The organism is Streptomyces sp. NPDC127038 (assembly GCF_042725875.1).
Lineage (GTDB): Bacteria > Actinomycetota > Actinomycetes > Streptomycetales > Streptomycetaceae > Streptomyces.
In genome coordinates, this window is record NZ_JBHXDQ010000028.1 from 70564 (window position 1) to 97393 (window position 26830).

General features: G+C 68.3%; 20 protein-coding genes and 2 pseudogenes. 11 read left to right on the forward strand and 11 right to left on the reverse strand.

Going from position 1 to position 26830, the window contains the following annotated elements; genetic code table 11:
* Positions 1–51: 51 nt before the first annotated feature.
* Both ACFWI4_RS20725 and ACFWI4_RS20730 read left to right on the forward strand, forming a co-directional pair.
* Complete coding sequence (locus tag ACFWI4_RS20725) at positions 52–576, forward strand: MarR family winged helix-turn-helix transcriptional regulator (RefSeq protein ID WP_387198184.1); 525 nt, start codon at positions 52–54, stop codon at positions 574–576.
* 246 nt (positions 577–822) lie between these two features.
* Positions 823–1071, forward strand: coding sequence for a winged helix-turn-helix domain-containing protein (locus ACFWI4_RS20730; protein ID WP_387198187.1), 249 nt, complete (start codon positions 823–825; stop codon positions 1069–1071).
* A gap of 310 nt (positions 1072–1381) precedes the next feature.
* Here the strand turns inward: ACFWI4_RS20730 and ACFWI4_RS20735 are convergent.
* A pseudogene (locus ACFWI4_RS20735) lies at positions 1382–1666 on the reverse strand (DUF2637 domain-containing protein); the annotation flags it as partial.
* Positions 1667–1825: 159 nt separating this feature from the next.
* Positions 1826–2893, reverse strand: a complete 1068-nt coding sequence (locus tag ACFWI4_RS20740; protein WP_387198190.1) for a Tat pathway signal sequence domain protein — start codon at positions 2891–2893, stop codon at positions 1826–1828.
* A 447-nt stretch (positions 2894–3340) separates the two neighbouring features.
* Here ACFWI4_RS20740 and ACFWI4_RS20745 point away from each other — a divergent pair, with 447 nt between their 5' ends.
* Together ACFWI4_RS20745 and ACFWI4_RS20750 are read left to right on the forward strand one after the other, a co-directional pair.
* Positions 3341–10240 (forward strand): RHS repeat-associated core domain-containing protein, encoded by a 6900-nt coding sequence (locus ACFWI4_RS20745; RefSeq protein WP_387198193.1) that lies wholly within the window; start codon positions 3341–3343, stop codon positions 10238–10240.
* Positions 10225–11175, forward strand: a complete 951-nt coding sequence (locus ACFWI4_RS20750; protein ID WP_387198196.1) for a hypothetical protein — start codon at positions 10225–10227, stop codon at positions 11173–11175. Before ACFWI4_RS20745 ends, ACFWI4_RS20750 begins: the two co-directional genes overlap by 16 nt.
* A gap of 708 nt (positions 11176–11883) precedes the next feature.
* On the opposite strand, the gene ACFWI4_RS20755 is transcribed toward ACFWI4_RS20750, so the two are convergent.
* Positions 11884–12480, reverse strand: a complete 597-nt coding sequence (locus ACFWI4_RS20755) for an NADPH-dependent F420 reductase (protein ID WP_387198199.1) — start codon at positions 12478–12480, stop codon at positions 11884–11886.
* A 76-nt stretch (positions 12481–12556) separates the two neighbouring features.
* Entirely contained in the window at positions 12557–13390 is an 834-nt protein-coding gene (locus tag ACFWI4_RS20760; RefSeq protein WP_387198203.1) for an inositol monophosphatase family protein, read from the reverse strand.
* A 135-nt stretch (positions 13391–13525) separates the two neighbouring features.
* Here ACFWI4_RS20760 and ACFWI4_RS20765 point away from each other — a divergent pair, with 135 nt between their 5' ends.
* A complete protein-coding gene (locus ACFWI4_RS20765) occupies positions 13526–14449 on the forward strand; it encodes a LysR family transcriptional regulator (protein WP_387198206.1) in 924 nt (307 codons plus the stop codon).
* A gap of 163 nt (positions 14450–14612) precedes the next feature.
* On the opposite strand, the gene ACFWI4_RS20770 is transcribed toward ACFWI4_RS20765, so the two are convergent.
* Both ACFWI4_RS20770 and ACFWI4_RS20775 read right to left on the reverse strand, forming a co-directional pair.
* Entirely contained in the window at positions 14613–15293 is a 681-nt protein-coding gene (locus tag ACFWI4_RS20770; RefSeq protein ID WP_387198209.1) for an alpha/beta fold hydrolase, read from the reverse strand.
* A gap of 403 nt (positions 15294–15696) precedes the next feature.
* Positions 15697–16092 carry a hypothetical protein gene (locus ACFWI4_RS20775; protein WP_387198211.1) on the reverse strand — a complete coding sequence of 132 codons (396 nt, stop codon included), beginning with the start codon at positions 16090–16092 and terminating at the stop codon, positions 15697–15699.
* 210 nt (positions 16093–16302) lie between these two features.
* Here ACFWI4_RS20775 and ACFWI4_RS20780 point away from each other — a divergent pair, with 210 nt between their 5' ends.
* Positions 16303–16680 (forward strand): VOC family protein, encoded by a 378-nt coding sequence (locus tag ACFWI4_RS20780; protein WP_387198215.1) that lies wholly within the window; start codon positions 16303–16305, stop codon positions 16678–16680.
* 36 nt (positions 16681–16716) lie between these two features.
* On the opposite strand, the pseudogene ACFWI4_RS20785 reads toward ACFWI4_RS20780, so the two are convergent.
* Together ACFWI4_RS20785 and ACFWI4_RS20790 are read right to left on the reverse strand one after the other, a co-directional pair.
* A pseudogene (locus ACFWI4_RS20785) lies at positions 16717–17647 on the reverse strand (IS5 family transposase).
* Positions 17648–17759: 112 nt separating this feature from the next.
* On the reverse strand, positions 17760–18812 hold the full coding sequence (locus ACFWI4_RS20790; protein ID WP_387198218.1) for an Lrp/AsnC family transcriptional regulator: 1053 nt from the start codon (positions 18810–18812) through the stop codon (positions 17760–17762).
* A gap of 262 nt (positions 18813–19074) precedes the next feature.
* Here ACFWI4_RS20790 and ACFWI4_RS20795 point away from each other — a divergent pair, with 262 nt between their 5' ends.
* Positions 19075–19374: a hypothetical protein gene (locus ACFWI4_RS20795; RefSeq protein ID WP_387198221.1), complete on the forward strand. Its 300-nt coding sequence runs from the start codon at positions 19075–19077 to the stop codon at positions 19372–19374.
* Positions 19375–19516: 142 nt separating this feature from the next.
* On the opposite strand, the gene ACFWI4_RS20800 is transcribed toward ACFWI4_RS20795, so the two are convergent.
* Both ACFWI4_RS20800 and ACFWI4_RS20805 read right to left on the reverse strand, forming a co-directional pair.
* Positions 19517–20455 (reverse strand): alpha/beta hydrolase, encoded by a 939-nt coding sequence (locus ACFWI4_RS20800; protein WP_387198224.1) that lies wholly within the window; start codon positions 20453–20455, stop codon positions 19517–19519.
* A gap of 853 nt (positions 20456–21308) precedes the next feature.
* Positions 21309–21656: a VOC family protein gene (locus ACFWI4_RS20805; RefSeq protein WP_387198227.1), complete on the reverse strand. Its 348-nt coding sequence runs from the start codon at positions 21654–21656 to the stop codon at positions 21309–21311.
* A gap of 548 nt (positions 21657–22204) precedes the next feature.
* Between ACFWI4_RS20805 and ACFWI4_RS20810 the strand changes: the two genes are divergently transcribed.
* The 3 genes from ACFWI4_RS20810 (at position 22205) to ACFWI4_RS20820 (ending at position 24318) form a co-directional block, all read left to right on the forward strand.
* Positions 22205–22489, forward strand: coding sequence for a hypothetical protein (locus ACFWI4_RS20810; RefSeq protein ID WP_387198229.1), 285 nt, complete (start codon positions 22205–22207; stop codon positions 22487–22489).
* Complete coding sequence (locus ACFWI4_RS20815; protein ID WP_387198232.1) at positions 22486–22884, forward strand: hypothetical protein; 399 nt, start codon at positions 22486–22488, stop codon at positions 22882–22884. Before ACFWI4_RS20810 ends, ACFWI4_RS20815 begins: the two co-directional genes overlap by 4 nt.
* A 435-nt stretch (positions 22885–23319) precedes the next feature.
* Positions 23320–24318 (forward strand): YdcF family protein, encoded by a 999-nt coding sequence (locus ACFWI4_RS20820; protein WP_387198235.1) that lies wholly within the window; start codon positions 23320–23322, stop codon positions 24316–24318.
* Between the two features lie 386 nt (positions 24319–24704).
* On the opposite strand, the gene ACFWI4_RS20825 is transcribed toward ACFWI4_RS20820, so the two are convergent.
* Positions 24705–25889 (reverse strand): Ig-like domain repeat protein, encoded by a 1185-nt coding sequence (locus ACFWI4_RS20825; protein ID WP_387198238.1) that lies wholly within the window; start codon positions 25887–25889, stop codon positions 24705–24707.
* 624 nt (positions 25890–26513) lie between these two features.
* Between ACFWI4_RS20825 and ACFWI4_RS20830 the strand changes: the two genes are divergently transcribed.
* The coding region (locus ACFWI4_RS20830) for a carbonic anhydrase (protein ID WP_387198241.1) at positions 26514–26830 on the forward strand (317 nt) is incomplete at its 3' end.

A 26830-nucleotide genomic window follows, 5' to 3' on the forward strand; every position in this document is an offset into this window, starting at 1 on the left:
CCTGCGTGTGCCAGCGGCATCAGGGACCAGGCACCTCGGATGGGAACCCGCATGACCGAGCGCACCCGCCCCACCCTCGATCCCCTTCGTACCGCGGCCCGCCAGGCCGGCAGCATTGCCGAACTCCTCGACGTCATGTGGGAACAGGACCGCGACGCCCCACCCCCCTACATCCCCGTCTCCCAGCTCCGCGTGATGTACATCGTCGACCGCGAGAACGGGCTGCGCATGCGGGCCCTCAACCGGCTCCTGGGCGCTGCGCCGCCCTCGGTCAGCCGCCTGGTCGACCGCCTCCAGGCCCTCGGCTTCGTCGAACGCCGGCCCTGCCCGGACAGCCGCCGCGAAATCACGCTCTCCCTGACCGAGACAGGCCGCAAGCACCTGGCCCGAATCCGTGAACGGCGCGACCAACTCCTCGTCCAAGCCCTCGCCGGTATGCCGAGCCAGCAGCGCACCGCACTGACCGAAGCCCTCGCCGGATTGCAGCAGGCCCTGGTCGACCAGCCCATGCTCCGCCTTGCTCCAGAAGACGCCCCACCCGTCTCCCTGGCGCGAGACACAGCCCGATCCGCCTGACATTCGTACACGCCATTACAGCAGACCAGTTGTGGCCAAACGCTGGCAGGCCGAGCCGTATCGCCCCACGTTCGCGGCGAGTTCGGCCGACGTGGAACACCCAGCGGTGCTCTCCAGACATACGCTGTGCTGTCTCACCTCGTGTCGCGGCTGGGGGAGCGAAGTGGCGTACGAACGGCGGCTGTTCCAGGGCAGTGATGGCGAGCGCCCGCAGCCGACCGGCCCGGTGGGACGACCTGGAGGCGCGTGAACGCGCGCTCCGGCTGCGCAAGCGGCAGGCCCGCGGGCGCAGCCGGCGTCGAGTACACCCTGGCCGGGATGGACCTGCTGCTGCACCGCATCGGCTGGAGCCTGCAGGTGCCCTCCCGCAAGGCCACCAAGCGGGACGGGGCGAAGATCGCCGCTTTGAGGGACGAGCAGTGGCCCGTCATAAAGAGGCGACAGCGGACCTGTGCGCCTGGCTCTGCTTCGAGGAGGAAGCCGGCCAGGGGCTGAGGCCGCCCAAAGGCCGAACCTGGGGCCGACCAGGCCACACCTCCGTTGCGAGTCATCGCCGCGTGCACCCAAGGCGTCTCGATGGCGGCCCTGATCTGCACTAGGCCGGGCCGCCGGTCCCGGCTGAATCTACCGCGTCCACCTCGACCGCGGTCCTGCGAAGGGGCGGCTCAAGGGCTTCACCGAGACGGACTACGCCCGCCTGCTGGATGCCGCACACCAACAGCTCGGCGGCCCCGTCGTCCTGGTCCGGGACAACTCGAACACGTACGTCAGCCGTTGCGGGAACGGTGCTTTCGAGACGTAGTCCGCCCAGGTCTGGCGCCGCGTCCTCGACCGTGACCATGAACAGCACCGGGATGACCGCGTGTATCGCCAAGCCCAGCGGGTCCGGCCAGGCCGCCGCGCGGTTGAAGGCGACCGTCGCTGCGGTCAGCAGCCAAGCTCTCTGGCGCGGCATCGAGAACGGGATGCGGATCCAAGTCAGCAGCAGGTCCATGGCGAGCACTACGCCGATACCCGCGTCGATGCCGATCGGGACGACGTAACCGAAGTTCTTGAAGACTTGGGACGCCGTCAGTGCCTTCGGCTCCGCCCGTGGCGGAACTGTATCGGCAGGCCACGCGACACGACTCGCTCCCTCTCTGGGCTGCGGCATTCTAACGCGTGGGTGTGGTGACCGATGCGCCGTGGGAGAGGGGTCTTCCTCTCGGGTTCGTCGCAGGAGTAAGAAGGCGGGGCCCGCGGTGACCTGTCAGACGAGGAGGTCCTTGTAGTAGAAGCTGGCCTTCTTGTCGGTCTGGGTCAGGGACTCCTCTGAGCCGAAGCCGAGGTGAAGGCGGCAGACCGTGGGTGCGGCGGTGTCGGGGATCTGGATGGCGAGGCCTTCGGGCTCGCGGTAGAAGAGGCTCTGGCCCGCGTTGCTCAGACGTCGTTCGAAGACGATGCCGGTGTTCCAGTCGATCGAGGTGACGTAGGTGTTGCTGGTGCTGGTCTGGTTGCCGCTGCTGTCGTACGTGTAGGCGGTGCCGTCGATGGTGTACAGGTACTGGCCCATGGACGCGTAGCCCTGGAACGTCGGCCCGGTGAGAACGGCGGGCTGGGCGATGGTGGCCAGCGGGGTGAAGGTGCCGGCCTTGAACGTCGCCAGGTCGTAGAGACTGAACTTCCAGGTGGTGCCGTTGATGCGGTAGCGGTGCGCGATGCGGCTGGTGACGGGGTCGATCGTGACCGTGTTGTGGTCCGAACCGGCCACCGGGGTGTAGCGGGTGACCTGGGACGAATCCGGCTGGAGGACGGCGCCGTTGGCGAACTTGAAACGGGCGATCTTGGTGCCGTACCCGTTGTTCTCGCTGTCGGGCACCGAGTCGCTCTCGGTCCACAGATAGGCGCCGTTGCCGGAGGGCTCCACGCCGATGGACACGCCGTGCCCGAAGCCCTTGAGGTACATACGGCCGATGACGTAGCCCTGCCAGTCCAGGCGGGTGACGCACAGGTCACCGTTCTTGGCCCGGTCGGTCCCTGAAACGCCCGCGGCCTCTCCGGGGAGCACGCGCCCTCCCTGGACCAGCTGGACCGTGTACAGGTGCTTGTTGGTGTTGTCGAACGCGAAGGACTGCAGGACCCGGGTCTCGTTGAGCAGGATCTCGCGGAACCATTCGTCGGAGCCGTCGGTGAGGTCGAAGCGCTTGGAAGTGGTCACGGCCGCGGAAGCGGTACCGGCCTGGGTGAGTACGACCGAACCCACGAGAGCTGTCGCCGTGATTCCCCCGGCCCGCTTGAGCAACTGCCGTCGGCTCAGGCCGGTTGTCTCGCGCTTCATGTCTCTTCACGGACCTTTCATCGCGCCTGGCACGGGGAGTTGATAGGCGGGCAAGCTGTGTGTGGGGCAGGATTGAACCACTTAACCCACCGTCAGGCCAACTCGTTTGCCCTGCTCACAGGCCTGATCCCGACCGCGCAAGGAAACGTGACGCTTGTCACTCATGTAAAGAAGGCGTGAGGAACTGGTTTTTGTCGATCAGTCCGATTTGAAGGGCTGTCAGATAGCGAACTCCGCCCCTTAACGTGCTTCTTTGGCCTGGCTTTCGCCGGCTGTCGCTCGGACGACAGCTCGACGCCATGGCCCGTTTTCTTTGCACATGTGCCGGGACATGATCCCGGCCGTCATTGGGTGGGGATGGACTTCGTGCGACTCGCGCACAGACAAGGGAAGAGCGCCCCCTGGGCGTTGGCCATGGCGCTGGCGGCGTCACTGTTGGCTGCGCCCGTGGCCCAGGCTGCCGGCGCCGCCACGGCTGCCGGTGCGGGGCGCAAGCCGCCGGTGAACGTGCCGGTGCAGGCAGCGGGCGATGTGCCGCGTGATGACGGTGCGGAGCCCACACAGACCAAACCCGTGCGGCCGGTGTGGCCCAAGGCGGCAACCGCCCGTCTCACCCTGTCCCGCCTGAAGCCGGGCGTGAAGCTGCCGGTGACGCCGACCGGCAGCACGGGCCCGGCCGCGGCCACCGTCCGTGTCGGTCGCGCCCCCGCCAGCGCCCTCGTCCAGCAGCGCTCCTCCCTCCTGACCTCGGCCCCCGAGGCCGTCGACGTCAAGGTGCTGGACCGCACACAGCTCAAGCGGGCAGGCGCCGCCGGCCTGGCCGTCCAGGTCACCCGGCACGACGGACGCGGCACACCCGGTCCGGTCGACGTCACCATCGACTACTCCAAGTTCAAGTACGCCTACGGCGGCAACTACGCCTCCCGTCTGCGGCTGGTCGCTATGCCCGCCTGCGCCCTGACGACGCCGGCGGCGAAGGGCTGCTCGTCCGCCAAGCCCCGGTCCGTCCCGATCGCCAACAACGTGGCCGCGGGCACGATCACCGCGACGGTGCAGGCGGACGGCGACCCGAAGGCCGGAGTCTCGGCCGTCCAGCCCAACCAGCAGGGGCTGACCTCGTTCCAGTCGGCCATGACGGCCACGGCGAGTTCCGCGACGGTCTACGCCGTGACCTCCACCTCGTCGTCGGACGCCGGCGACTACCGTGCTTCTTCCCTCAAGCCGTCGGGGTCGTGGAACGTCGCTCAGGGCTCCGGCGCCTTCACCTACAACCTGCCCATGCAGGCGCCCAGCCCGCCGGCGGGCAATGCGCCGTCGCTGGCGCTGTCGTACAACTCGCAGTCCGTGGACGCGATGACCTCCGCCCAGAACACCCAGGCCAACTCGGCCGGACTCGGCTGGGACTTGAGCGGCATCGGGTTCATCGAGCGCAAGTACCGCAGTTGTCAGAGTGACGGTACGGGGACGGGCTGGGTCGGTGACCTGTGCTGGGCATCGCCGAACTACAGCAAGGAACACGACGGCGCCGTCTATGTCATCAATTTCAACGGTGTGACGTCGAACCTGGTGCAGGACAACGACGGCACGGGTTGGTATCACGTGCAGGACGATCCGGGCTGGCGGGTGCAGCACCTGACCGGCGGCCACGGAGCGGACGACGAGTACTGGGTGGTCTCCACCCAGGACGGAGCGCGCTACTACTTCGGCTGGGGCCGTTCCGAGCGTACGGATCCGGATGCGAACTGGGACAAGTACACGCACTCGGTGCTGACCGTCCCGGTGTTCGGCAACGACCCGGGCGAGCCCGGCTACGACAACGGCGTCGGTGTCAGCACCCAGGCCTACCGCTGGGGCCTGGACCGCGTGGTCGATGCCAATGAGGTGGAGAGCTCCTACTTCTACGAGAAGGAGCAGAACCACTACCGCTCGGTCCTGCTCGGCGACCAGGCCCGCGTCTACGACTCCGCCGCCTACCCGGTGCGGATCGAGTACGGCTGGGCCTCCCAGATCCCCGGCGCACAGCTGCCCGCCAAGGTCGACCTGAACTATGTCGGGCGTTGCGTGGAGCGGATGTCCGAAATGGATCCGCTGAAGAACGAAAAGACCATGAAGGACTGCCCGGGGATCTCTGACCACCCGGACTCCTACCCGGACGTGCCAACCGACCTGATGTGTGACGGCACGGCCGCTGACAACGGCTGCAAGACGATCACCGGCGAGACGTACTCGCCGACGTTCTTCGAGACGCAGATGCTGTGGGACGTCAAGACCTTCGTCCGGGACAACGACGGCTCGGCGTGGGACCCGGCGATGCAGTACCAGATGAAGTACGGGCTGCCCAACCCTGCGGGCGTGGTCGACAACACGCTGTGGCTGGACTACGTCCAGCGCCGCGGTTACGGCGACGGTGATGACATCACGCTGCCCACCATCAACTTCAACGGTGAGTACCGGGACAACCAGCTCGGCGGAGGTGTCCTGAATTTCCGTCGGGTCACCCAGATCCACGGTGACCTCGGCGCCTTCACCAACGTCACCTACCGCGACTACGCGTCCCAGGACGCCTGCGACATCAACAACCCGCCCAGCGAGTCCGACAACACCCAGGCCTGCTTCAAGCAGAAGTGGGTGCCCGAAGGCTCCACCACGGAGAAGACGGGCTGGTTCAAGAAGTACGTGGTGAGCCAGGTCAGCGTCGACCCCGGCCCCGGCGCGGGCGCGAACAATGACGGCGACCCGGTGATGACCACCACCTACGACTACGTGGGCAAGCCGGCCTGGGCGTTCCCCAACGACCCGCTCACCAAGGACGCCGACGAGTCCTGGACCGAATGGCGCGGCTACCAGCAGGTCGAGGTCCACACCGGAACCAAGTCGAACGCGGCCTCCACGTACTACTGGCTGTACCGCGGCATGGATGGCGACCGCACCGACAAGAACGACCCTTCGAAGACCCGCTCCGTGACCGTCGACGACGGTGACAGCACCACCGCGGCCGTCACCGACTCCGCATGGCTCAACGGCAGGGTCCTCGAATCCAGCGACCGTGACGGCGCGGGCCAGTCACACAAGCGGGTCTGGCACGAGTACTGGGTCTACGACACCGCCCAGTACGCGGGGTTGCCCGACGCCCGCTTCGTGCGCGACTCCAAGACGACCACGCAGGAGCTGACCTCCAGCGGCTGGCGCGAACACACCGTCAAGGCCGAGTACGACGAAACCGAGCCGGCCAGCACCAAGTACGGCCTGCCGATGCGCACCAACGACTGGGGCCTGTCCGACACCGACGACAACCGGTGCACCACCTACGGCCGGGCGTACAACACGGACTACTTCCCCGACTCGCAGGTACAGCGCTGGATGGTGCTGCCCGACGAGACGAGGCACTACGCGGCCGACTGCGCGGCTCGCGCCGCGACGAACCAGGACTCCTACAGCTTCACCCTCTACGACAACGCCACGTCGGTCGACACCAACAAGCCCACCGACGGCCACGCGACCACGATACGAGCCTTCACCGACGCCGACCACGCACGCACGATCAGCGCGAAGTTCGACCAGGCCGGCCGCACGATCTCCGCGACCGACGGCAACGGCAACACCACCACCACGGTCTACCAGCCGACCACGTCATGGCCGATCAACGGCGTCAAGGTCACCTCACCCGACCCGGATGCCAATGGACCGGCCACGCCTCAGTCCACCACCACCTGGTACTCACGTCTGTGGGGATCGGCCTACCGGGTCCAGGACGCCAACAACCAGACGACGCGCATCGTGCTGGACGCCGTGGGCCGCACGTCCGAGGTCTTCAAGCCGTCACAGATCGCGGCGTACCCCGACGGCACTCCCTCGCTCAAGTACCACTACATCATCACTGCCGCCGCCAACAGCGACGGCGTCCCCGACCTCGTCTCCACCGTCCCTCCGACGGTCACCACGGAGACGTTGCAGTCAGCGGGAACGGTTCTGACGGGATACGAGTATCTGGACGGCCTCGGCCGGAGCCGCGAGAGCCAGGTCCCTGCGGCCACCGGTACAGGCCGGGCCGTGGTCTCCACCCGATACGACACATCCGGCAACGTCACCGGCTCCAGCTCCAGCTTCTACAACTCGGAAAAAGCCGGCACCGGCATGGTCCTGCCGACCGTGGACAGCCTCCCCTCCTACAGTGACCTGGCCATCGACTACGCGGGCCGCACCACCGAGTCCCGGATCCTGGCGAAGGGCGAGCCACAGGCCCAAGAGCAGACGATCACCAACTACCACGGCGACTACACCACCACCATGCCCGCGGTCGGTGAGCGCACGAACACCTACACCGACGTCTTCGGGCAGGTCAGCAAGGTCGTCGAGTTCGGACCGTCGACCTACACGACGTCCTACGAGTACACCCGGAGCGGACAGCTCTCGAAGCTGACGGACGCGAAGGGCAACATCAGCACCTACACGTACAACTGGCTCGGCGAGCGTACCGGCGGCAGGGACCCCGACGCCGACCCGAGCCAACCGAACGGCAGTGGCGCCACCACCTACGACGACAACGGCAACATCGCCTCCACCAAGGACGCCAACGGCAGCGTCCTGACCTACACCTACGACCACCTCAACCGGCCGCTGACCGTCCAGAGCGGGTCGACCGTGCTGGCCGGCCACACGTACGACACCGCACAGGGCGGCATCGGGCAGCCGGCCACATCGACCTCGTATGTGGGCAGCTACGCGTACACCAGCTCGGTCAACAAGTACGACGCTGACGGCAACCCCACCGAGTCCCAGGTCTCCGTTCCCGCCGACGGCAGCGGGCTCGAAGGGACGTACAAAACATCGGCCACCTTCAACGCGATCGGCGGCCAGACCAGCCTCACCTACCCGGCCGCCGGCGGCCTGCCGCAGGAGACGGTGACCACCGCCTACGACTCCTTCGGCAACCCGGAGAGCCTTACGAGCGACCTGAACAACACCGTGTACGTCGACTCCACCGGATTCGATGAGCTCGGACGCCTGATCAACCGCACCTACGGCACCACGGCCACAACCGGCACCACCGCCCGCCGTTCCTACGCCTACGACGACACCAACGGCACCGGCTGGCTGAAGAACATCACCACCACCACCAGCACCAGCACGAACCCCGTCCAGAACGACGACTACCTCCGGGACAACGCCGGCCAGACGACCGACCTGGCCGACCGCGTCACGGGGCAGCGCGAGTGCTTCACCTACGACGAGCTCAACCGGATCTCGCGCGCCTGGACGTCCGCGTCATCGGCCGGATGCGTCGGACCCTTCGCACCCGACCTCGCGAACGGCAAGGACGCCTACCAGCTGGACTACTCCTACGACGGCATCGGCAACCTGCAGAAGGTCATCAACACCACGGCCTCAGGCAGCAGCATCCGCGACTACGTCTACCCCGGCTACTCCGCGGACCAGTCGACCTACACCCCCGGCGCCGCCCAGCCGCACGCCGTCACCAAGGTGCTGACCCCCGCAGGAACCGACAGCTACAACTACGACACGGCCGGAAGGATGATGAACCGCACCGTGGCCGGTGCGACCACCAACTTCACCTGGAACGCCCTCGACCAGATCGTCGGGACCACCGGTGCGACGACCACCAGCTACGTCTACGACGCCGCAGGCACGCTCCTCATTCGCAAGGGGACCAAGGAGAACGTCCTTTACCTCGGCGGCGAGGAGATACACAAGAACAAGAGCGGCTCGGACGGCCCCAAGGCAACCCGCTACTACGGGGACACCGCGATGCGGGTCGCCACCGGATCCAACGCCAGCACGCTCACCTGGCTGACATCCAACGACCAGGCTTCCACCCAGCTCACCATCGACGCAGCCACGGGCACCGCTGCCCGGCGCCGCTACCTGCCCTTCGGCGAGCAGCGCGCCACGGACCTTCCTGCGAGCACGGACCGAGGCTTCCTCGGCAAGTCCGAGGACGACGACACCGGACTGTCCGTTCTCGGCGCCCGCATGTACGACCCGAAACTCGGCAGATTCCTCAGCCCCGACCCCGTCAGCACGCCCTACGCCCCGCAGAACCTCAACGCCTACTCGTACGCCTCGAACAATCCCATCGCCTCCAGCGACCCCTCCGGGCTGTGCCAGCGAGACATCTGCGGCGACGGCTACCCGGTCGCCGGCGACGGAGCGCATGCCGGCTACACGGGCCAGCATCCCGGAGAGCTGCCCTGCACGAGCTGCAACAGCGGCAACGGAGGCGGCAACCCGAACAACGTGGTCGCGGATCCCACCGACATATTCGTGGGCATTTCCGTCCCCCTGAACTGGAAGGGCCGAGACGAGTTCATTCGCCAGTTCTACGACCGTCTGAATGGTGCCACTGGCGGCGGGAGGGTGTACGACTACCTCACCGACGGCTCGGAGGCGGGAAAGCAGCAGCTGGGGTACTGGGCCCTGGACGTCTGCTACGCGATGAGGTCCTGCACCGGAAAAATGATGCAGGACTACCGCGACATGCAGATGGGATTCGGCGAGAGAATCGAAGCCTTGGGCAACGACGGCAGCACTGCCGGACGATTGTCCGAAGCGGGTATGGGGGGTTCCGTCGGCAAGGGGGCGGCAGGCGAAGCGCTTTCCAGCGGATGCAGCTTCACTCCGGATACACAGGTCCTCCTGAAGGATGGGAAGACCAAGGAAATCGACGATGTCGATCCCGGAGACCAGGTCGAGGCGGCGGATCCGAAAACAGGGAAGCACAAGGGCCCGAGAGAAGTCACTGCCACCCACATCAACCACGACGCGGACCTCATCGATCTCACGGTCCGCGACAAGAACGGTAACCTCAGCACCCTCCACACGACATCACGCCACCCGTTCTGGGACGACAGCGAGCACGCCTGGATTCCTGCGGGAGACCTGACTGTCGACCACCGGCTCAAGACGCCGACCAACGGACATCTGACGATCGCCCAGGTCGAAGTGGTGCCGGGCGCGGCAGACATGTACAACCTGACCGTCGATGGCCTGCATACGTACTATGTGCTGGCGGGCGAGACGCCGGTACTCGTTCACAACAGGCGCTGCGAAGGGCCGATTCTAACCAGGGCTCAGTCCGACCAGGTTCTTGATCGCCTTGGTTACACGCAGAGAAAGGAAAAGTCGGCAGGTCGAGGGGCGGCGAAGATTTGGGAAAATAGGAAGGCTCCGGCGTCCGAGAGGTTTGTGACTCAAGATATGACTGGACACGGGGGTGGCCTTTTCAAGGCTGGTCCCACTATTGAGTCGCTCCAGACCCCCAAGAGTACGCTCCGGAGCGGTTCCTACGACCTAGACAAAAACGGTGGACTGGAGTGGATTCGTCCATGACCCTTTGTTTCCTCGTCTCCAAATATGACGAGTCCAGGCGTAGTGGTCGAATTGCCGACTGGAGTTCCTTTGAAGATGTCGGCAAGTCTTTCAATGGCGAAGTGCTGACCTCTGCCGAGTATCGACGAGTGGAGGATTTGTACGTCTCAGCCGTGGAGTCCCTGGCCGACGCGATGCAGGTGGATGGATTCAAGTTGAGAAACCTAGTTCTCAACGAGCCTCCGCCGCCTTGGCTTGGTGCCGCTTACGAAGGTCGCGCTGTTGAGCGGCACACTGCCCTCGGACTGCTTAGGCGGATGCTCAGGCATGGTTTGATTTCTTGCACTTTGGAAAGCGGAGATGTCCTTCGAGTGTCGGTCGAGACTGACTTCTACATCTCGGTAGAGATCCAACCGGATGCGGTGCACTGTATGGAGAGGGTGAAACGTCTAGGGCTGCATTCGGTTTCTGTGGCTTGCGACGAAGAAGTGTGCGACGCAACAACGATGGTCTCCCGTCAAGTAGACGGAGAATTTTGGGAGGAGGTGGCGCATAGAATGCGAGGCGCAACTGCAATCCTCGAGCGTTGGGCGGAAGGGCGCTATGGCTACCGCTGGCATCCAATTTTTGATGGGGATTTCTCGGCGATTGCCAAGTCTGTTCGACCGAACTCCACGGTTACGGCATATCTTGACATGAATCTTCAGTGGGTGTCTCGGCGAAATCTCGTGCCTGCAATTACTTCGGCTGCAATGACCGAAGCGTTGCCGGTTGTGATTTTCTCGCGGCCGACTGGTGGAGTCGCGCCTGAAATTCTGGTGTTTAAGGAAGGAGACGATCTGCCAACCGAGGCAGAGGTGCCTCCCGGCGATGATTTCGGATTCTTCCTTTGGCCCGATGATTCGACCTCTATTCAGGCGGTAGTACGGGGTGATGAATGTAAATTCCTCCAGTAATCCAACTCGCCCACGTGCTGTGTGCTAGCGGGCGAGGTGCCGGTGCTCGCTTATAACGTCAACTGTGACGTTGTTGGCCAAGGGGTTTGCGGACAACCGAGAGAATCGGCGAAACTCTTGAAGGGTCGTCCGGGACGAGACAGTCCCGTTGGTTGTTCTGTGAGACATCGAAATACCTTCGGCGCCACCGCTGGAACGAAGTTCGCACGGCTGGGGTGACCGATTAGTCGGCGCCGACAGCGATCTCCTTTGAGATGAGTCGACCGGCCTGAAGAGCCCCACCGATTTGTGTTTCTTCGGTGGGGCTCTTCAATGGTTGACGGCGGGTGCTCCACCGCTCCGTGGTGACCGCTTCGGGAACGGGGTCAGGCGGCCGTCGGTTCCCGGGGTGGCTTCATGGCAGGTGAAGGGCTGCTGCGGCCGCACCAGCGTCAGGGTCACTCGGGGGACGGCTGGTGTCCGCGGGGCGAGGAAGCCTGCCACGGTGCTCGGGGGTCCCCGCGAGCCGACGCACTCACTTGCCACTGAAGTACGCCGCCATGTCCGACGCGCAGTCTCCGCCGGCCCCCTCCTTGCCGCCACCCTGTCCCTGCTTCCGCCCCCGAAGCCGGGCGGCCAGGCTCACCACGCCCCGCCCTGCGACGCCCGCGCCGGGTCTGCCGAACGAGCCGTGTGAAGGGAGCGGCCGGTGGCGGCGTCCTCCTCCGCTCAGCGGGCGATCGAGACGGCGAAGGGCGCGAAGCCGCCGGACCGGATCACATGAGGCACGAACAGGACCGCGGCCTCGGTGGCCCGCGCGGTCTCGATCCCGCCGAGGTCCGTGATCCATTCCCGCTGCCAGCCGAGATCCTCCAGAAGCCCACGAACGACCCGCTTGGCCTCCGGGTCCTCACCCGAGAGGAACGCGGTGGGGGACTGGGCGAGTACGGCAGGCGCCGTCATCACCGTGTAGAGCATGGTGTTGAGCGTCTTGACGACGCGCGTGGCGGGGAGCGCCTCCTGGAGCTGTTCCCCGAGGCTGGAGCCGGGGTGGAGCAGCCCGGCGGGCAGTCCGTCCTCTCCGTCGACGGTGGCGTTGGAGACGTCCACGAGGATCTTGCCCTCCAACTCCCCCCGTAGAGCGAGGAGTCGTTCCAGGGAGCCGGCGCCCGGCGTGGCGTTGACGACGATCTGTGCTGTCCGGGCGGCGTCGGCGGCAGCGCCCGGCGAGCGGTCCGCCACGCGCACCTCGTGCCCGGCCCGGGCAAGGGCTGCGGACAGGCTGCCGCCGACGCGGCCGTTTCCGAGTACGGCGATCATGGCCATGCTGATCTGGTCCTTCCGGTGCTGTCGTTCTTGAGGGTGCTGTTGTTCTTGGAGGTGCGGCTGCTCTTGGAGGCGGTCAGCGCGAGAGCGTGGCGACCGCGGCGGCGTGCACACCGGGTGCGGCGGCCAGCAGGCTCTCGCTCTGCGGCGTCCAGGGCCGGCCCTCGGCGTCGGAGACACGTCCGCCGGCCTCGGTGACGAGCAGTGCGCCGGGCAGCAGGTCCGCCCGGGCCCCGGCGAACTGCCAGAAGGCGTCGATCCGGCCGGCGGCCACGTTCAGCAGATGCAGGGTCGCGGGCACGGACGTCCGCACCACGAGCGCGTCCAGCAGCATCGCGGTGATCGAGGAGCCGATACGGCGCACGATCGCTACGTCCTCGTCCGGCCGGGCCTGGCTCGTGGCCACGAGGCTCAGTCCGAGGTCCGTGGTCTCCGAGACGCGCAGCGGCCGTCCGTCGAGGTGGGCGCCGCCGCCCGCGAGCGCGGTGTAGGTCTCGCCGGTCAGCGGCAGATGGACCGCGGTGAGCACCGGCCGGTTGTCGCGCACGAGCGTGGCGGTCACCGCCCAATCCGGCAGCCCGTGCAGGTGGTTGACGTTGCCTTCAGCCGGATCCACGACCCACCACTCGCCGGCCGGCAGTGCCCCGCCGTCGAGCTCTTCCTCCACCCAGCCGGCCTCCGGGCGCAGCAGCGTGAGGCGTGGGCGCAGGACTTCGAGGGCCGCGTCGTCGTTGGCGGCGAGCGCGCCCATCAGCTCCTCGCGCGTCCGGTGGCGGACCACACCGCCGAACCGCTCCCGCAGCACCGAGCCCGCCGCACCCACGGCGATCGCGGTCTGCGCGAGGAGTTCGGCGTCGGACACGGAACCGGTGGCCGCGGCGCTTGCGGTGCTCTGGATCGATGCGGACATGGCGGTACTCCCAATTCTCAGCAGGGGATGAGGCCGAGGGCGCGAATGGCGTTGATCTCTGCGTCCCACACCTCGAAGGTATGAGCAGTGGGCATTAACCTCAAGTGCATGTAAAGCACGGCTAGAGTGACTCCCATGCAACTGGATTTGAACCTGCTCGCCGCACTCGACGCGCTCCTGGAGGAAGGCAGCGTGACCGGCGCGGCCGACCGCCTGCACGTGACCGCCCCGGCGATGAGCCGAAGCCTCGGCCGGATCCGGAGAACGACGGGCGATCAGATCCTGGTGCGCACCGGGCGAACCATGACCCCGACGCCGTACGCGATCGCCGTCCGGGAACAGGTCCACGACCTGCTCCAGCAGGTCCAGAGCGTGCTGGCCCCGAGCCGCGAACTCGATCTCGCGACCCTGGAACGCACCTTCACCCTCCGCTGGCACGACTCCCTCGTCGCCCTCGGCGGCCCCGCGCTCCTCGCGGACGTACGCAGGCAGGCACCAGGCGTACGGTTGCGCTTCATCGCGGAATCGAGCATCGACACCCCCGAACTGCGGCGCGGCGAAGTCGACCTCGAGGCGAACGCGAACCGCCCCACCCAACCCGAGATCCACGCCGAGCAGGTGGCCGAGACCCGCCAGGTCGTCGTCATGCGGCAAGGACACCCGCTCGCCCGTACCGAAACCGTCACCGCCGCGCGCTACGCCGAGGCCGAGCACATCACCATCTCGCGGCGCGGAAGGTTCGACAACGCGCTCGACGAGGCCCTGGCCCGGCTCGGCCTCACCCGACGGGTGGTGGCGACCGCGCCCACCGAACGAGCCGGGTTCGAGTTCGTGCGCGCGTCCGACCTCCTGGTCACGGCCCCCGAATCCACCACACTGTCAGCCGCCGCGGATCTCGGTCTGACCCTGCTACCCCTGCCGTTCGAACTGCCCCCGGCCCCGGTGTACCTGTCGTGGCACCAGCGCTACGACACCGACCCCGCACACGTCTGGCTACGCGACCTGGCACGGACCGCCCTGGCCGGCCCGAGCAGCGGCCGGAACCGGACGACGCACTGACCGCACGGCACCAGGAGCTGTTGCTGTTGCTGGTTGACGCGGGTCGGGATGGCTACACCCACTTCACCACCCACCCCGGCCGTTCACCGCAGCGCCCCCACCCTCCGCCCGGGGCCCCGAAACCGCGGCCGTAAGCGAAGGGCGGGGGCGCTGTGCTGTCGCCTCAGAGGGACTTCGCGGCCTCACGGATGACGTCGAGGACGAACTCGGGCTGCGACAGCATGGGTACGTGGCTGCTGTCGACGGGACGGGCGTGCGCGCCCATGCGGTCGACGGCGGCCCGCTGCAGCTCCGGGTTCACGGTCTCGTCTTGGTTGCCGATGACGTACCAGCTGGGCTTCGTGCGCCAGGCGGTGCCGGGCATCTGCTGCTCGAAGATGTCGGCGATCGGCACGGCCCCCGTCGCCAGTACGAGCTTCTGCTCGGCCTCGGGCAGGTCGCCGCAGAAGTGGCTGATGCCCGACTCCTTGAGGTACACGCGGTTGTCGGCAACCTCGATGTGCCCGAACACCGGCGTCTTGTCGAACTTGTCCTGCTGTTGCTGCGAGGTCTCGGTCTCGTCCGGGGCGAGGGCGCAGAGGTAGACCAGAGCTCCGACGCGGTCGTGCGTGCCGGCCTTGGTGATGAGAGTGCCGCCGTACGAGTGGCCCACCAGCACGACAGGGCCGGGCACGTGGTTGATGCCGCGGGTGACGCACGCGACGTCGCCCTCGAGCGAGTCCAGGCCGTGCTGCGACGCCCAGACGGTGTGGCCTTCGGCCTGGAGCGTGGGAATGAGCTTGCTGAAGCACGAGCCGTCGGCCCACAGGCCGTGCGCGAAAACGATGCTGGGTTTGTCCGCCATGATTTTCTCCTTCCGGAGCAACCGGTAACCGGAAAATGCGGTGCACTGACTGATTACTGTGATGACCTCACGTTCTTCCGAGCCTGAATCACTCGGTCTTCGGCGGCAGAACCTGTTGTCGTCGATCGAAATGCGCAAGGTCCAAGAACCATCATTACCTCGCTGCCGGGACCGATCTCTCACCTGTTTGCGTGATGGCGCGGAAACGTCGAGGGCCGCACGCGAGTTGCGGAATCGAACGGTTCGGCTGAGCGGGGAGGCGATGCCTTCGGTACTACGCCGCACCGGGACCCTGTCTCGGCGGGTTCGGGTGCACCGCAGCCGTCGGCAGAGCCGATGACGGACGCTTCCGCCGCCTCACCGTGCACGTTCCCCGGCCTGCGCGCAGCGTCTGTTCGAGCTGTCAGTTGGCGGGTCTGTTCGCGTGAACCAGCCACCGCCAGCGCCGGCGCTCGGTGACAAGGGTGCCGATGGCGAGCAGGGTGACGGGGAGCGCCGCCCAGACGGGCCAGGCCAGCCACGAGGAGATCACTGCTGCGGCGAGTTGGAGCAGTACGAGCAGGATCGTGGCCCAGCCCGGCACCGCGATGATCACGTTGGCCTTGTCCCCTCGGGTGGAGAAGAGCGTGGGAAGTCCTATCAAGACCACGACGGACGCGGCGGCGAGCAGCCATGAGTAGCCGGCCAGGGCCCAGGGGGTGGCCACCCAGGCGATGAACTCCGTCGCGAAGCGCAGGGCGGACGCGGCGCGGTCATCCGGTCGTCCCGAGATCGTTTCTCCACCAGCAACGTCGGCCACCTGCGGACGATCTCACGGCACCCGCCCGGCCGTCAGGGGGTTGAGGAACATTCATAAGTGCACAGCCCGAGGAAGCCCCCGCTTCGCCACCCGCGCCGACCACGTACCGATGGCTGGGTGCCGGCCTTCGAGCGGAACTGGGCTAGGGTCTGTCGCTGCGATCTTGAATATCGAGGGTCGGGGCTGTCGGCCGGCGCCTAGGATCAGCCCGTGATCGCTGACGTGCAGTGTGTCGTGCTGGACTGTTCCGAGCCGACGGAACTCGCCGAGTTCTACCAGGCGTTGCTCGGTGGAGCTGTCAATCAGGAGGATCGGCGATGGGCCCTGGGTGACGGTTGGGCGACCTTGCACACGCCGTCCGGACTCGTCCTGGCCTTCCAGCGGGTAGCTGACTACATGCCGCCGCAGTGGCCCGACCCGACCCGGCCTCAGCAGTTCCATCTTGACTTCGGTGTCGCGGACCTGGACCGGGCCCAGAAGCAGGTGCTGGCCTCGGGGGCGAGGGTGCTGGACGAGGGTTCCGACGAACGGAGCTGGCGCGTCTATGCCGATCCGGCAGGGCATCCGTTCTGCCTTGTGCGGCACTGAGGGCAGGGAACCAGCTGCGGTCGCGCCAGGGCGCGATCATGAGCGGCGCCAGACGAGGAGGGCGGCGGCGGTCACGGTGCCGAGGTAGATATACCCGCGCTTGTCATACCGGGTGGCCACGGCTCTGAACTGTTTGAGCTTTCCGATGGCTCGTTCCACCGTGTTGCGATCTTTGTACCTTGCTTTGTCAAAGCCCGGAGGCCGCCCGCCGCGGGAACCGCGGCGCAGGCGGGTGGCCTTGTGGTCCTTCTTCTCCGGGATCACGTGCCGGATACCGCGCTTGCGGAGGTAGGCGCGGATCTTCGGTTGCTGCATGCCTTGTCGGCGCCCACGCTGTCCGGGGTGCGGCGGGGGCGGCCGAGCCCCGCGCGGGGAACGCGGATTTTATCCATGACCGGCTCGAACTGGGTGCAGTCCGCCCGTTGCCCGGGTGTGATGAGCAGGGACAAGGGGCGGCAGCGGCCCTCCACAGCGACGTGAACCTTGGTGGTCAGTCCGCCGCGGGAGCGGCCGAGGGCCTCCCTTGGCGCATCGCCTCCTCCAACAGGAGCCGCAGGTTCACGTACGCGCGCAGGTGAACTGATCTTCGAGGCGCGCCCTTTGAAGAACCGGGTGGCACAGGCGGCGGGTTCGTGGGTGCTTCGGCGGCGTGCTGGTGGACGCGTACGACGGTGGAGTCGGCGTTGATGTTCCAGTCGATATCGCCCTCGGCGTCCGCTTGGACGTGCTGGAGGAGTGTGTCCCAGGTGCCGTCGGCTGACCACAGCATGTGCCGCTTGTGGACGGTTTTCCACGGGCCGAAGCGCTCGGGATGTTCCCGCCACTGCACCCAGGTGCCGAGCCGGTGAATGATTCCGTTGATCACCTGCCGGTGGTCCCGCCACCGGCCGCACCGGTTGTTGCTCACCGGGAGCAGCGGCTCCAGCACTGCCCACTCGGCGTCAGTCAGATCCCCCCTGCTGGGCATGATCAGAACAAGGCGCTACCTGATCGAAGAGACACGGCCTAGTGCCGCATCAGACAGCGTTCGCCCCGTGCGTCGCACCGATGGGGCGGGTGGAGTTGCTTCCGGCCCGTTGTCAGTTGTGGCTCTTCGATGAGGCGTTCACCCGGCCCTGGCCGCCCGGTACCGGCTGGACCGGCGCGGGGGTGCGTTTGGCGACGCGGCTGACGATGGCCGTCTCGACGTGGGTGATGCCCAGGCCGGCCAGGTCGCGGGAGAGGAAGCCGTAGAGGGCTGTCAAGTCCGGGAAGTACGCGGCCGCGTGCAGGTTCGAGGGTCCCGACGTCGCGAACGCGCCGTGCACCGAGGGGTGGTCGGCCAGCGCCTGCCCGGCGGCGGCCAGATGGTCGGGGGCCACGTGCAGCAGGAGCTTGGCCTCGATCGGCAGCCCGAGACGGCGCGGATCGACCAAGACCTGGGTGATCAGGCGGCCCTGGGCGGCCAGTTGGGAGAGGCGGCGGCGCACCGTGCTCTCCGGGTGACCGGTGTGGGCGGCCAGGGCCGCCGCCGTCAGGCGCGCGTCGGGTGTGAGGGCGTCGATGAGGGACTGTTCCAGGGCATCGGTGTCGACGCCGTAGGGGCCCGGGGAACCGGAAGCGGTCGCCTCGGGAGCCGGCTCGGCCGGGGTCAGCGCCGCGCGTTCGGGCGCGGTCAGCACCTGGTGACGCCACTCGGAGGTGAGGCGGAAGACGTGCAGGATCGTGGCGCTCTCCAGGGACGTCACCGCCTGGGTGGAGGGCAGTTGGCGGAAGACCAGCGGGTCGCGTGAACCCGGCTCGGTGCGGGCGACCGCGAAGATCTCGTCACCCGAGGTGGTGACGTCGATGAACGGGATGTCCTCGCGCGCCGCGAGCGCGGCCACGATCGTGTCGAGTTTTCCCCGCAGGACCCGGATGCGTAGGAACAGGGCTCCGGCCGAGCCGCCGTTGCGCGGTCGCGCGACCGGCGAGATCACCACGCGCACGGTGCCGTCGGCGCCGAGCGCGTGCAGCCGCCGGCGCACGGTGGCAGGGCTGAACCCCAGCACGGAGGCCGCCCGCTCCGCGGTGAGACGGCCCTCGCACTGCAACGCGGCCACCAGCCGCTGATCCGTGAGGCTCAGTACAGAATCCGCCGATACACGCGCCATGAACGCAACCTTCGCTCATAACGGCAGGACGCGACACCCGCCCCGGGGACCGCACCCCAAAAATGGAGAGCACCCACCAAGTCGCCGCGACGTAGCGTCACAAATACATCGAGGGAACGGAAGTTCCGGTGACGCCGGACGTCCGCGGAGCCGAGCCGCGGGTCACCCACGGGACGTGTACGGACCTCGTGTTCGACCGCAGCCCGAGCGCCTGGAGGCTTGATCGGCATGGACGAGGATTCGCACCCACACAGGAGTCACGATGAAGATCTCTCGGCTGGCCACAGCAACCGTTGAGGCCGGCGTCGCCGCCGCCATCGCTGTCGTGCCGGCAGCCGCCGCGGTCAACCAGTACCAGGCCCGCATCACGGCGGTCACCCCGGCCAACTTCCACAATGACGGTGTGCCGGCGGTTACCCCGGCGAACTTCCACAGCGACGGTGTGCCGAGGGTCAGCCCGGCGAACTTCCACGCCGACGGTGTGCCGAGGGTCGGCCCGGCGAACTTCCACACCGACGGCACTACGGCCGTCGCCCCGGCCAACTGGACATCGAGCGTCTGAGGCCGCCGCAGAAGACGCTCCGCAGAGCCTTCCTGGCCACCGTCTTGCTCCCCTCGGCAAGGAGGTGTCAGTCCGGCTCCAGACGCGCCGTCGTCGGTGACGAACATCCCCGCGAGCCGACCCCGCCCTCCGTCACCACCGACTACGACACGGACCCGAACGCTTCACGGTCCCGGTCGCGGGGCTCCAGATGCCTGTTCAGGAAAGAGATCTCCGCCGCGACGGCCTGCTCGTGCGACTCGAGGAACGGAGCGTAATGACTGCCCGTCAGGTGAACCACTTCGGACCGAGGAGCGTTCAGGGCGGCCCGGATGGCGGGGCCGGGAAGCACACTCTGGTCCTGGTCGCAGACGACGACCAGCAGGGGGCACCGGATACGGGAGGCCTGGCGGCCCGGCCGGTACGTGCCGATCTGCAGGGCGATCCGTGCGGCGACTGTCTGGTCCCAGTTCGCGTGGCGGCGGTCGGGATCGAGGGCCCGGTCGCCGTCCATGGCGTCGGGCGTGGTGAGCGAGGCGACCGCGCCGCGTGGTCCTGCGGCCGGGACCAACAGCGGCGGCCGGCCGACGAGGCCCCCGAGCACGTCCGCGACGCCCCGGCCGAACAGACGCAGAGCCGCCAGGGGCGTCATGGACCGCAGCGCGTGGGGAGCGACTGCGGGGCCGTCGACCAGCGGGGTCTGCGCGATCGCGCAGACCAGTCGCGGCTGGTCCGCCGCAACACGGAAGATATGGCCGCCTGCGAGCGAGAAGCCCCAGACCGAGACCATGTCCGGGTCGACGTCCGGCAGACCGCTTGCGTACTGGATCGCGGCGTGCCAGTCGGCGACCTGCTCGTCGAAGCGGACGATCTGCCGCGGTGCGCCTCCGCTCTCCCCGAAGCGCCGGTGGTCGAAGGCCAGGACCGCGAAACCGGCGTCGTTGAAGCGCGCGGCGAACAGGTCCGAGGCCGGCTCTTTGGTCACCGAGGTTCCGCCGGCCATGATCACGCAGCCGCCGTTCGACCCCGGATAGTGCCAGGCGGCACACGAGGTGTCACCGCTGGCGAAGCGTACTTTCTCCCGTTGCTTGAAAGCGGGCACTTGAACCTCCGTGGTGAATCGTCGTTCCAGGAGTGCTCTGAAAGCGGCAGGTCTGCGGCGTCGTCGCATCACAGGCCCTTCCCGCGCTGCCGGTGACGGCCTTGCAGAGGCCCGCGGTCAGCCGATCAGGACGGGCGCGGTGGATGCTCTCCATTCTTGGGGTGCGATCCCCGGGACGGGTGTCGCGCCTCGACGGAATGAGCGAAGGTTGCCTTCAGGGCGCGTGTATCGGCGGATTCCGTACTGAGCCTTATGGCCCAGCGGCTGGTAGTCGCGCTGCAGCGCGAGGGCCGTCTCACCGCGGAGCGGGCGGCTCACGTACTCACGTCCTGGGGCTCGGCCCCGCCACCGTGCGCCGCCGGCTGCACGCGCTCGGCGCCGACGGCACCGTGCGTGCGGCGATCTCGCCGGTCGCGCGACCGCGCAACGGCGGCTCGGCCGGGGCCCTGTTCCTGCGCATCCGGGTCCTGCGGCAAAGCAGCCGAGCCCGGCCTGCCGCTCCCCGGTGTCCCGGTCTCGGCCTTGATCTGTAGGCCCGCAACCGGCGACGCTGCCGAAGACCCTGAGGCTGCCGTCGGTGCCTGGTGGTCCGGGAGCCGGCTGGCCCAGGCACGTACGGCGCCGGAGACGGCCGCGGCAGCGATGTGGGGGAGGGCCGGCAGGAGTTGGTGGCGGCGGGTGCGGCGGGTGGGGGGCGAGGTGTTCGGCATGAGGACTCCGTGACCTTGGCCGGCCGCGTGGTGGGCATGCACCGGCTCGGCCCGTCCCGCGCATCACCTCGTCAGCGCCGTGCCGTCGGCCCCGCTCACGGCCTGCGGCGGGCCGGAAGCCGGCTCGCGGTGGGGAAGGGCCGTCAGCGGTGGCCCAGCACGTTGACCACCCGTCCGCTGGGGTCACGTACGAAGAACCGCCGCACTCCCCACTCCTCGTCCTGCAAGGGGTAGACGATCTCCGCGTCGCTCGCCCGCATGGCCGCATAGGCCGCGTCCACGTCGTCCACCTCGACACTCATATCGGGGGCAACGGGAGCGGTCTTGTCGCTGGTCATGACGCTGATCTGTGCAGCGGGGCTGGACGGGGACGCGAGCGTCATGATCCAACCGTGGTTCATGACCTCCTCGAAGCCCAGCAGGCCGTAGAACTCCCGGCTCTCCTGCGCGGCCTCCGACTGGATGTTGGGCACCACACGGCGAACGGCCATCGACCACTCCAAACGAGGACCAAAGTGTCTCTGTCTCCCCAGGAGTACTACGGCACATCCACCACCGCACGCACTTTCGGCGCACGCCGCCCTGGAAGCCGCCGCCGAGACCCGCGCCGCGGCGTGCTCCTGCCCGGCCTGAACGCGACACGGAAGGCCGACGCCGAGCGCGGTCACCCGCCAGTCTCGTTTGCTCGGGCCGTGTCACAAGGAGGTCCAGGCCCCACTTGATCGGCCCGACAAGGCGCTCATGCCCCCGAGGCGTAACGAACTTCGTCCGCGAGAGCGAGGGCAGTACGCGGACAACACGCAGAAGGGGAGCACCGTGCCCAAGATGACCAGCGGCCCGGCCCGGCCGTGGCACCCTGGGCTCACCGTCACCTTCAGAGAAGACAGCGCGTCCCGATGTGGCACTGGACGATCCGCGCTGGGGCAAGTGGCAGGGCGGCCGGGCTCACGAGTTCGACACCGCCTCATTCCGGTTCGAAGCAGAGATGCGGCAGAGGACTACCCTTCGGCTATCTCCATGGATTGGCTATAGTGGGTCTATGGCTACCACGACGATCCAGGTGTCCCGCGAGGTGAGAGATCATCTGGCCGAACTTGCCAAGGAGCGGGGGCTGAGCCTGGGTCAACTGGTCGAGGCCTTGGCGGCTGAGCAGCCCACTGCTGCGCAGCGCGCTGAGCGTCTGGCGGCCGACAGGGATGTCGTACGGCGGCTCGTGGGTATTGAGCTGACCGACGAAGACTTTGAGCAGGCCCCGGACGTTCTGGGCAACATCTACAAGATTGCTGCAGAGAAGGCTCGTTCGGACCGGGACACGGTTGCGTGATCATTCTTGATACGAGTGCCGTCCGGGCTTTGGCGGACGGGCACAAAGCATTGAACCTGCTCGCCGGCAACATGGCCCACAGCCCCCATGAGCAGCTCCGCATCCCTGCCCTGTGCCTCATGCAGGCCGAAGCCGACGAAGAGCATCTGCACCGGCGTGTGCTGGCCTTCTCTTCCGTTCTCGTCGATCCCCTCGACACGCTGGCCGCCACCACCGTGGGAACCATGATCCGTGACGGCTACGGCGGCCCCGACACATGCCACGCGCTGTACTGCGCCCTGCCGCGAGCAGAGTTCACCGGCATGTCGATCCTGCTCACCGAGCACGAGAACCGCTACCCCCCGGGCGTCGTCACCGTCGACATCAATTCACCCGGAATGCTCGGCTTCCACTGAGGCCGAGAATCTGCAACTCCCCGGCCGACCTGCACGACCTCACGAGCTGGCGAGGGAGAGGGAAGACGTCCTCGACCTGGTCGAACTGCTCCTGGAGCGTGGGCTCGCGAAAGAGACTGGCCAGCTCTCTGGCTTGGGAGGCGAGGTTGCCGCGCCGGGCGAGGTAGTCGGCCATGGCGGCACAGACACGATCCAGCAGCGCACTGTCCACCGCCTGGTCCAGGGTGCGGCTCAGTGCGGCGCTGAGGCACATCTGACCCAGGCGACGGCTGATCGCGTCGGCGCCCGCCTGCGTATGGGGTCGTCCGGACGGGTCTGCGAGGATGTCCGGCGGCCGTCCGCACCGGGCCCCTCAGGGCTGTGCGCGGCCGGGAATGCGCAGACGGCGACAGGTGGACGGGGCCCGGCGGGCGGGAGAGCGAAGTGGTGGGGGACGTGCCGCAGTACCCGGAGTACGTTGCCGCGGCGGTGTTCGCCGTGGGCGGCGTCGTCCATGCCGTGCTCGCGCCGCACCGGTTCTCCACCGCTGTCCTGTTCTGCCTCGCGGTGACGTCGGCCGGGCTCGGGGTGGCCGCCCGCGGTGCGCAGACTCACTCCACCCTCGTGACCGTGCTCGCCGTCGCCGCCCTGCTTCTGATGCTCGCGCTGGGCCTGCTCCTGCTGGTCGACGCCATCGTCCTGGTCCGGCGCTACGGACCGCGGGCGTCCCTGCTGACCACCGGCGCCACCGGCTGCGCCCTGCTGGCGGTGCTCGGCCTCGACGCGGTCGTCCAAACGGCCGGGGGCGCGATGGCGGATGCCTTCATGGTGGCGGTGAACGCGGCCGCCGGATACCTCAGCCTGCTCTTCCTCACCTTCACCCTCTACGTGTTCGTCCGGGGCCGCAGCACCCCGCCGCCGGGGACCACCCATGTCGTCGTCCTGGGCGCCGGACTCAACGGCGACCGGCCCGGTCCGCTGCTGCGCCGAAGACTGGAGCGGGCCCTGGCGGTCGACGCCGCCGGCGCACCGGACGCGGGCGGTGTGGTGTTCGTCGTCTCGGGCGGCCAGGGCGGCGACGAGGTGCGCTCCGAGGCGGACGCCATGGCCGACTACCTGCGCGCACGCGGGGTGGCCGCCGACCGGATCGTGCGGGAGGACCGCTCCGTGAACACCGGGCAGAACCTCCGCTTCAGCGCGGCCCTCATGGACCGCACCGCTTCCGGGCACCGTGCCACTGTGGTCACCAGCGGCTTCCACGTCTACCGCACGGCCCTGCTCGCCCGTCGCGCCGGCGTCCTTGCCCACGTCGTGGGCGCGCCGACCTCTCCCGCGTACTGGCTCTCCGCGACCCTGCGTGAGTTCGCCGCCGTCCTGTGGCTGGACCGGCTGCCCCTGATCGGGCTCAGCCTGCTGCTGGCGGTGCCCGTGGCGACAGCGGTCTTCCAGCGCTGAGGCACCCGTCGCGCGTGCCGCCCCGGGCAGCAGGGCCGGCCTGACTTCGCCGGCAATCCGCGCCCGCGCCGAAGGCGGCTCAGTGTCGGCACATCCTGAGCCGCGGTCGGGCCGGGTCGCGCCCAGGCCCGGAACCGGAAGGCTCATCTGCAGCGATCACGCAGGAGCCGCCCAAGCCCCTCAAGGGCCAGGTCGACTTCCTGCTGCGCCGGTTCGGCAGCGCGAAGGCCGTCGCGGCGGAGCTCGGAGTCACCCCCGACCCGGTGAACCGTTACCGGTGCGGCGCTCGCAAGTGCCAGCCCAGGGACGTCGTATCAAGGATCGGGGGCGCGATACCACGGCGCATCGCCCCGCCACGCGGCGGGGCCGACGCTCGTGCGGTGTTCTCAGCCGGTCACCGTCACGGTGGTGGTTTCGGGGTTGGCGCTGTTGCTCTGGTAGACGGTGTCGCCGCTGTAGATGGCGGTGATGGTGTGGGTGCCGGTGGTGCGGAAGGCGGCGACGGTCCCGGCCGCCGCGCAGTTGCCGAGGGACAGGAACAGGCGTCCGGTGCCGAGGGTCTTGCCGGTGGTGGTGTCGGTGAAGGTGACGGTGCCGGTCGGCCTGGTCGTGGCGCCCGTACTCGCGGGGCAGACGACATCGCTGAGCACGACCGGAACGCCGACCCGGGTGCGGGAGGGCATCGCGGTCAGGGATGTCCTCACGGGCTTGCCCGGGGTGGTGTAGCTGATGGTGATGCCCGGCGCGGCGCTGGTGAGGGTGGGGCCGGTGCCGCCGACGGGGACCAGGGACGAGCCGCCGCCTCCGCCGCCCCCGCCGCCGCTCGGGCTGATGAAGGGGTTGATGTTGCCGCCTCCGCCACCACCGTAGTAGCCGCCGCCACCTGCGCCACCGGTCAGGGAGGCGCCCGGGCCGCCGCCGGTGCCGCCGGCACCGAGCACGCCGTTCCCGCCCCCGAACACCCCGCCACCGCCGGTGCCGCCGGTCCCGCCCTGGGTGGACGTTCCCGCCTGGCCGCCGGTGCCGCCGTTGCAGGTCGCGTCCGCACCCGGCTCGCCGGCATCCCCGCCCAGGCTTCCGGTGCACTGGCCGGCCCAGCCGGCTCCGCCGCCGCCCGCGGCCACGATGAGGCGGGAGTCGGTGGTGGCCAGGGGAGTGGTGCCGGGCAGGGTGCGGACGTCGGATGCTCCGCCACCGCCGCCGCCGAAGTGGGTACTGCCGCCGCCGTTGAAGCCGCCGGTGCACTGCGCGCTACCGGCGCACGAGGCGCCAGTGGCGGCGCCGCCGACTTCGACGTAGAGGATCTGCCCGCCGGACAGCCCGGTGAGGGTGCCGGACACCTGGGCGCCCCGGCCGCCGCTCACGCCGTTGTCCTCCACACCGCCGCCCCCGCCGATCGCCGTGACGTCGACCTGCGTGACGCCGCTGGGCACGGTGAACGTCTGCTCAGCGCCGGTGGAGGCGAAGGTGCAGGTGGTGGTGGGGCCGGACACCGTGCAGGTGCCCTGGGCGTGGGCGGTCCCGGACAGCGCCACCGGCGCGACGGCGGCGCAGAGCACGCCGGCCGCCACGGCCAGCACCCGGCTCCGAGGCCCGGCCGAACCGGGGCGACGCCCGCGCGCTGGGCATGGTCGGCCGGCGGCCTTTGACAGTGAGAACGTCACGATCAACTCCAGAAGACGGAAGAGGGTCTCTCGGCGAGGGATCGCCCTCCGTCACTGTTGATCATGGGGCCGGAGCTGCACCCTTGGACCCGTCTGACACACCGCCGGTTCATACCGACAGCCCCCTGCCCGGGCCTTCGGCAGCGCCCAGGTCCGAGAGCGCAATCACAGCCCGGCTCGGCCGGGGCCCTGTTCCTGCGCAGCGGGCGACGTCTTGCGCCGTGGGCGTCACGGTGTGTTCGCGGAGTGCGGACCACGCGCGGTAGAGGCGGAAGCCAGGCAGGTACCTGCGCAGCGTGCAGGGATTGACGGCATCTCGGGCCGTCAGACCCCGCAGCCAGACCTACGGCGAGAACGTCGACTACCTCAACCCACATTGCGGCCCTGACCGGCTGGAACATCCGATGTGGATGTTCGGAGGTCCACGCCCGGCGCCTGAGGTGACGCCTGAGCCGGTTGCCTCGTCCGACCCGGCGCCGCCTGGCGGGATCAGCGGCTGCGATGGCAGGTGCCGCCTCGTAGGCTGCGGCCATGACCCAGACGCCGACGCCCCGCGACGCCTTCGACCTGCTCATGGCCGGCAACCAGCGTTTCGTCTCGGGCGCGCCCGAGCATCCGAACCAGGACGCCACGCGCCGCACCGAGATCGCACCGTCCCAGCAGCCCTTCGCCGTGCTGTTCGGTTGCTCCGACTCCCGGCTGGCTGCCGAGATCATCTTCGACCGCGGCCTGGGCGACCTGTTCGTGGTCCGTACCGCCGGGCACGTCGCCGGTACCGAAGTCCTCGGGTCCGTAGAGTTCGGCGTGAGCGTCCTCAATGCGCCGCTGGTCGTTGTACTCGGCCATGA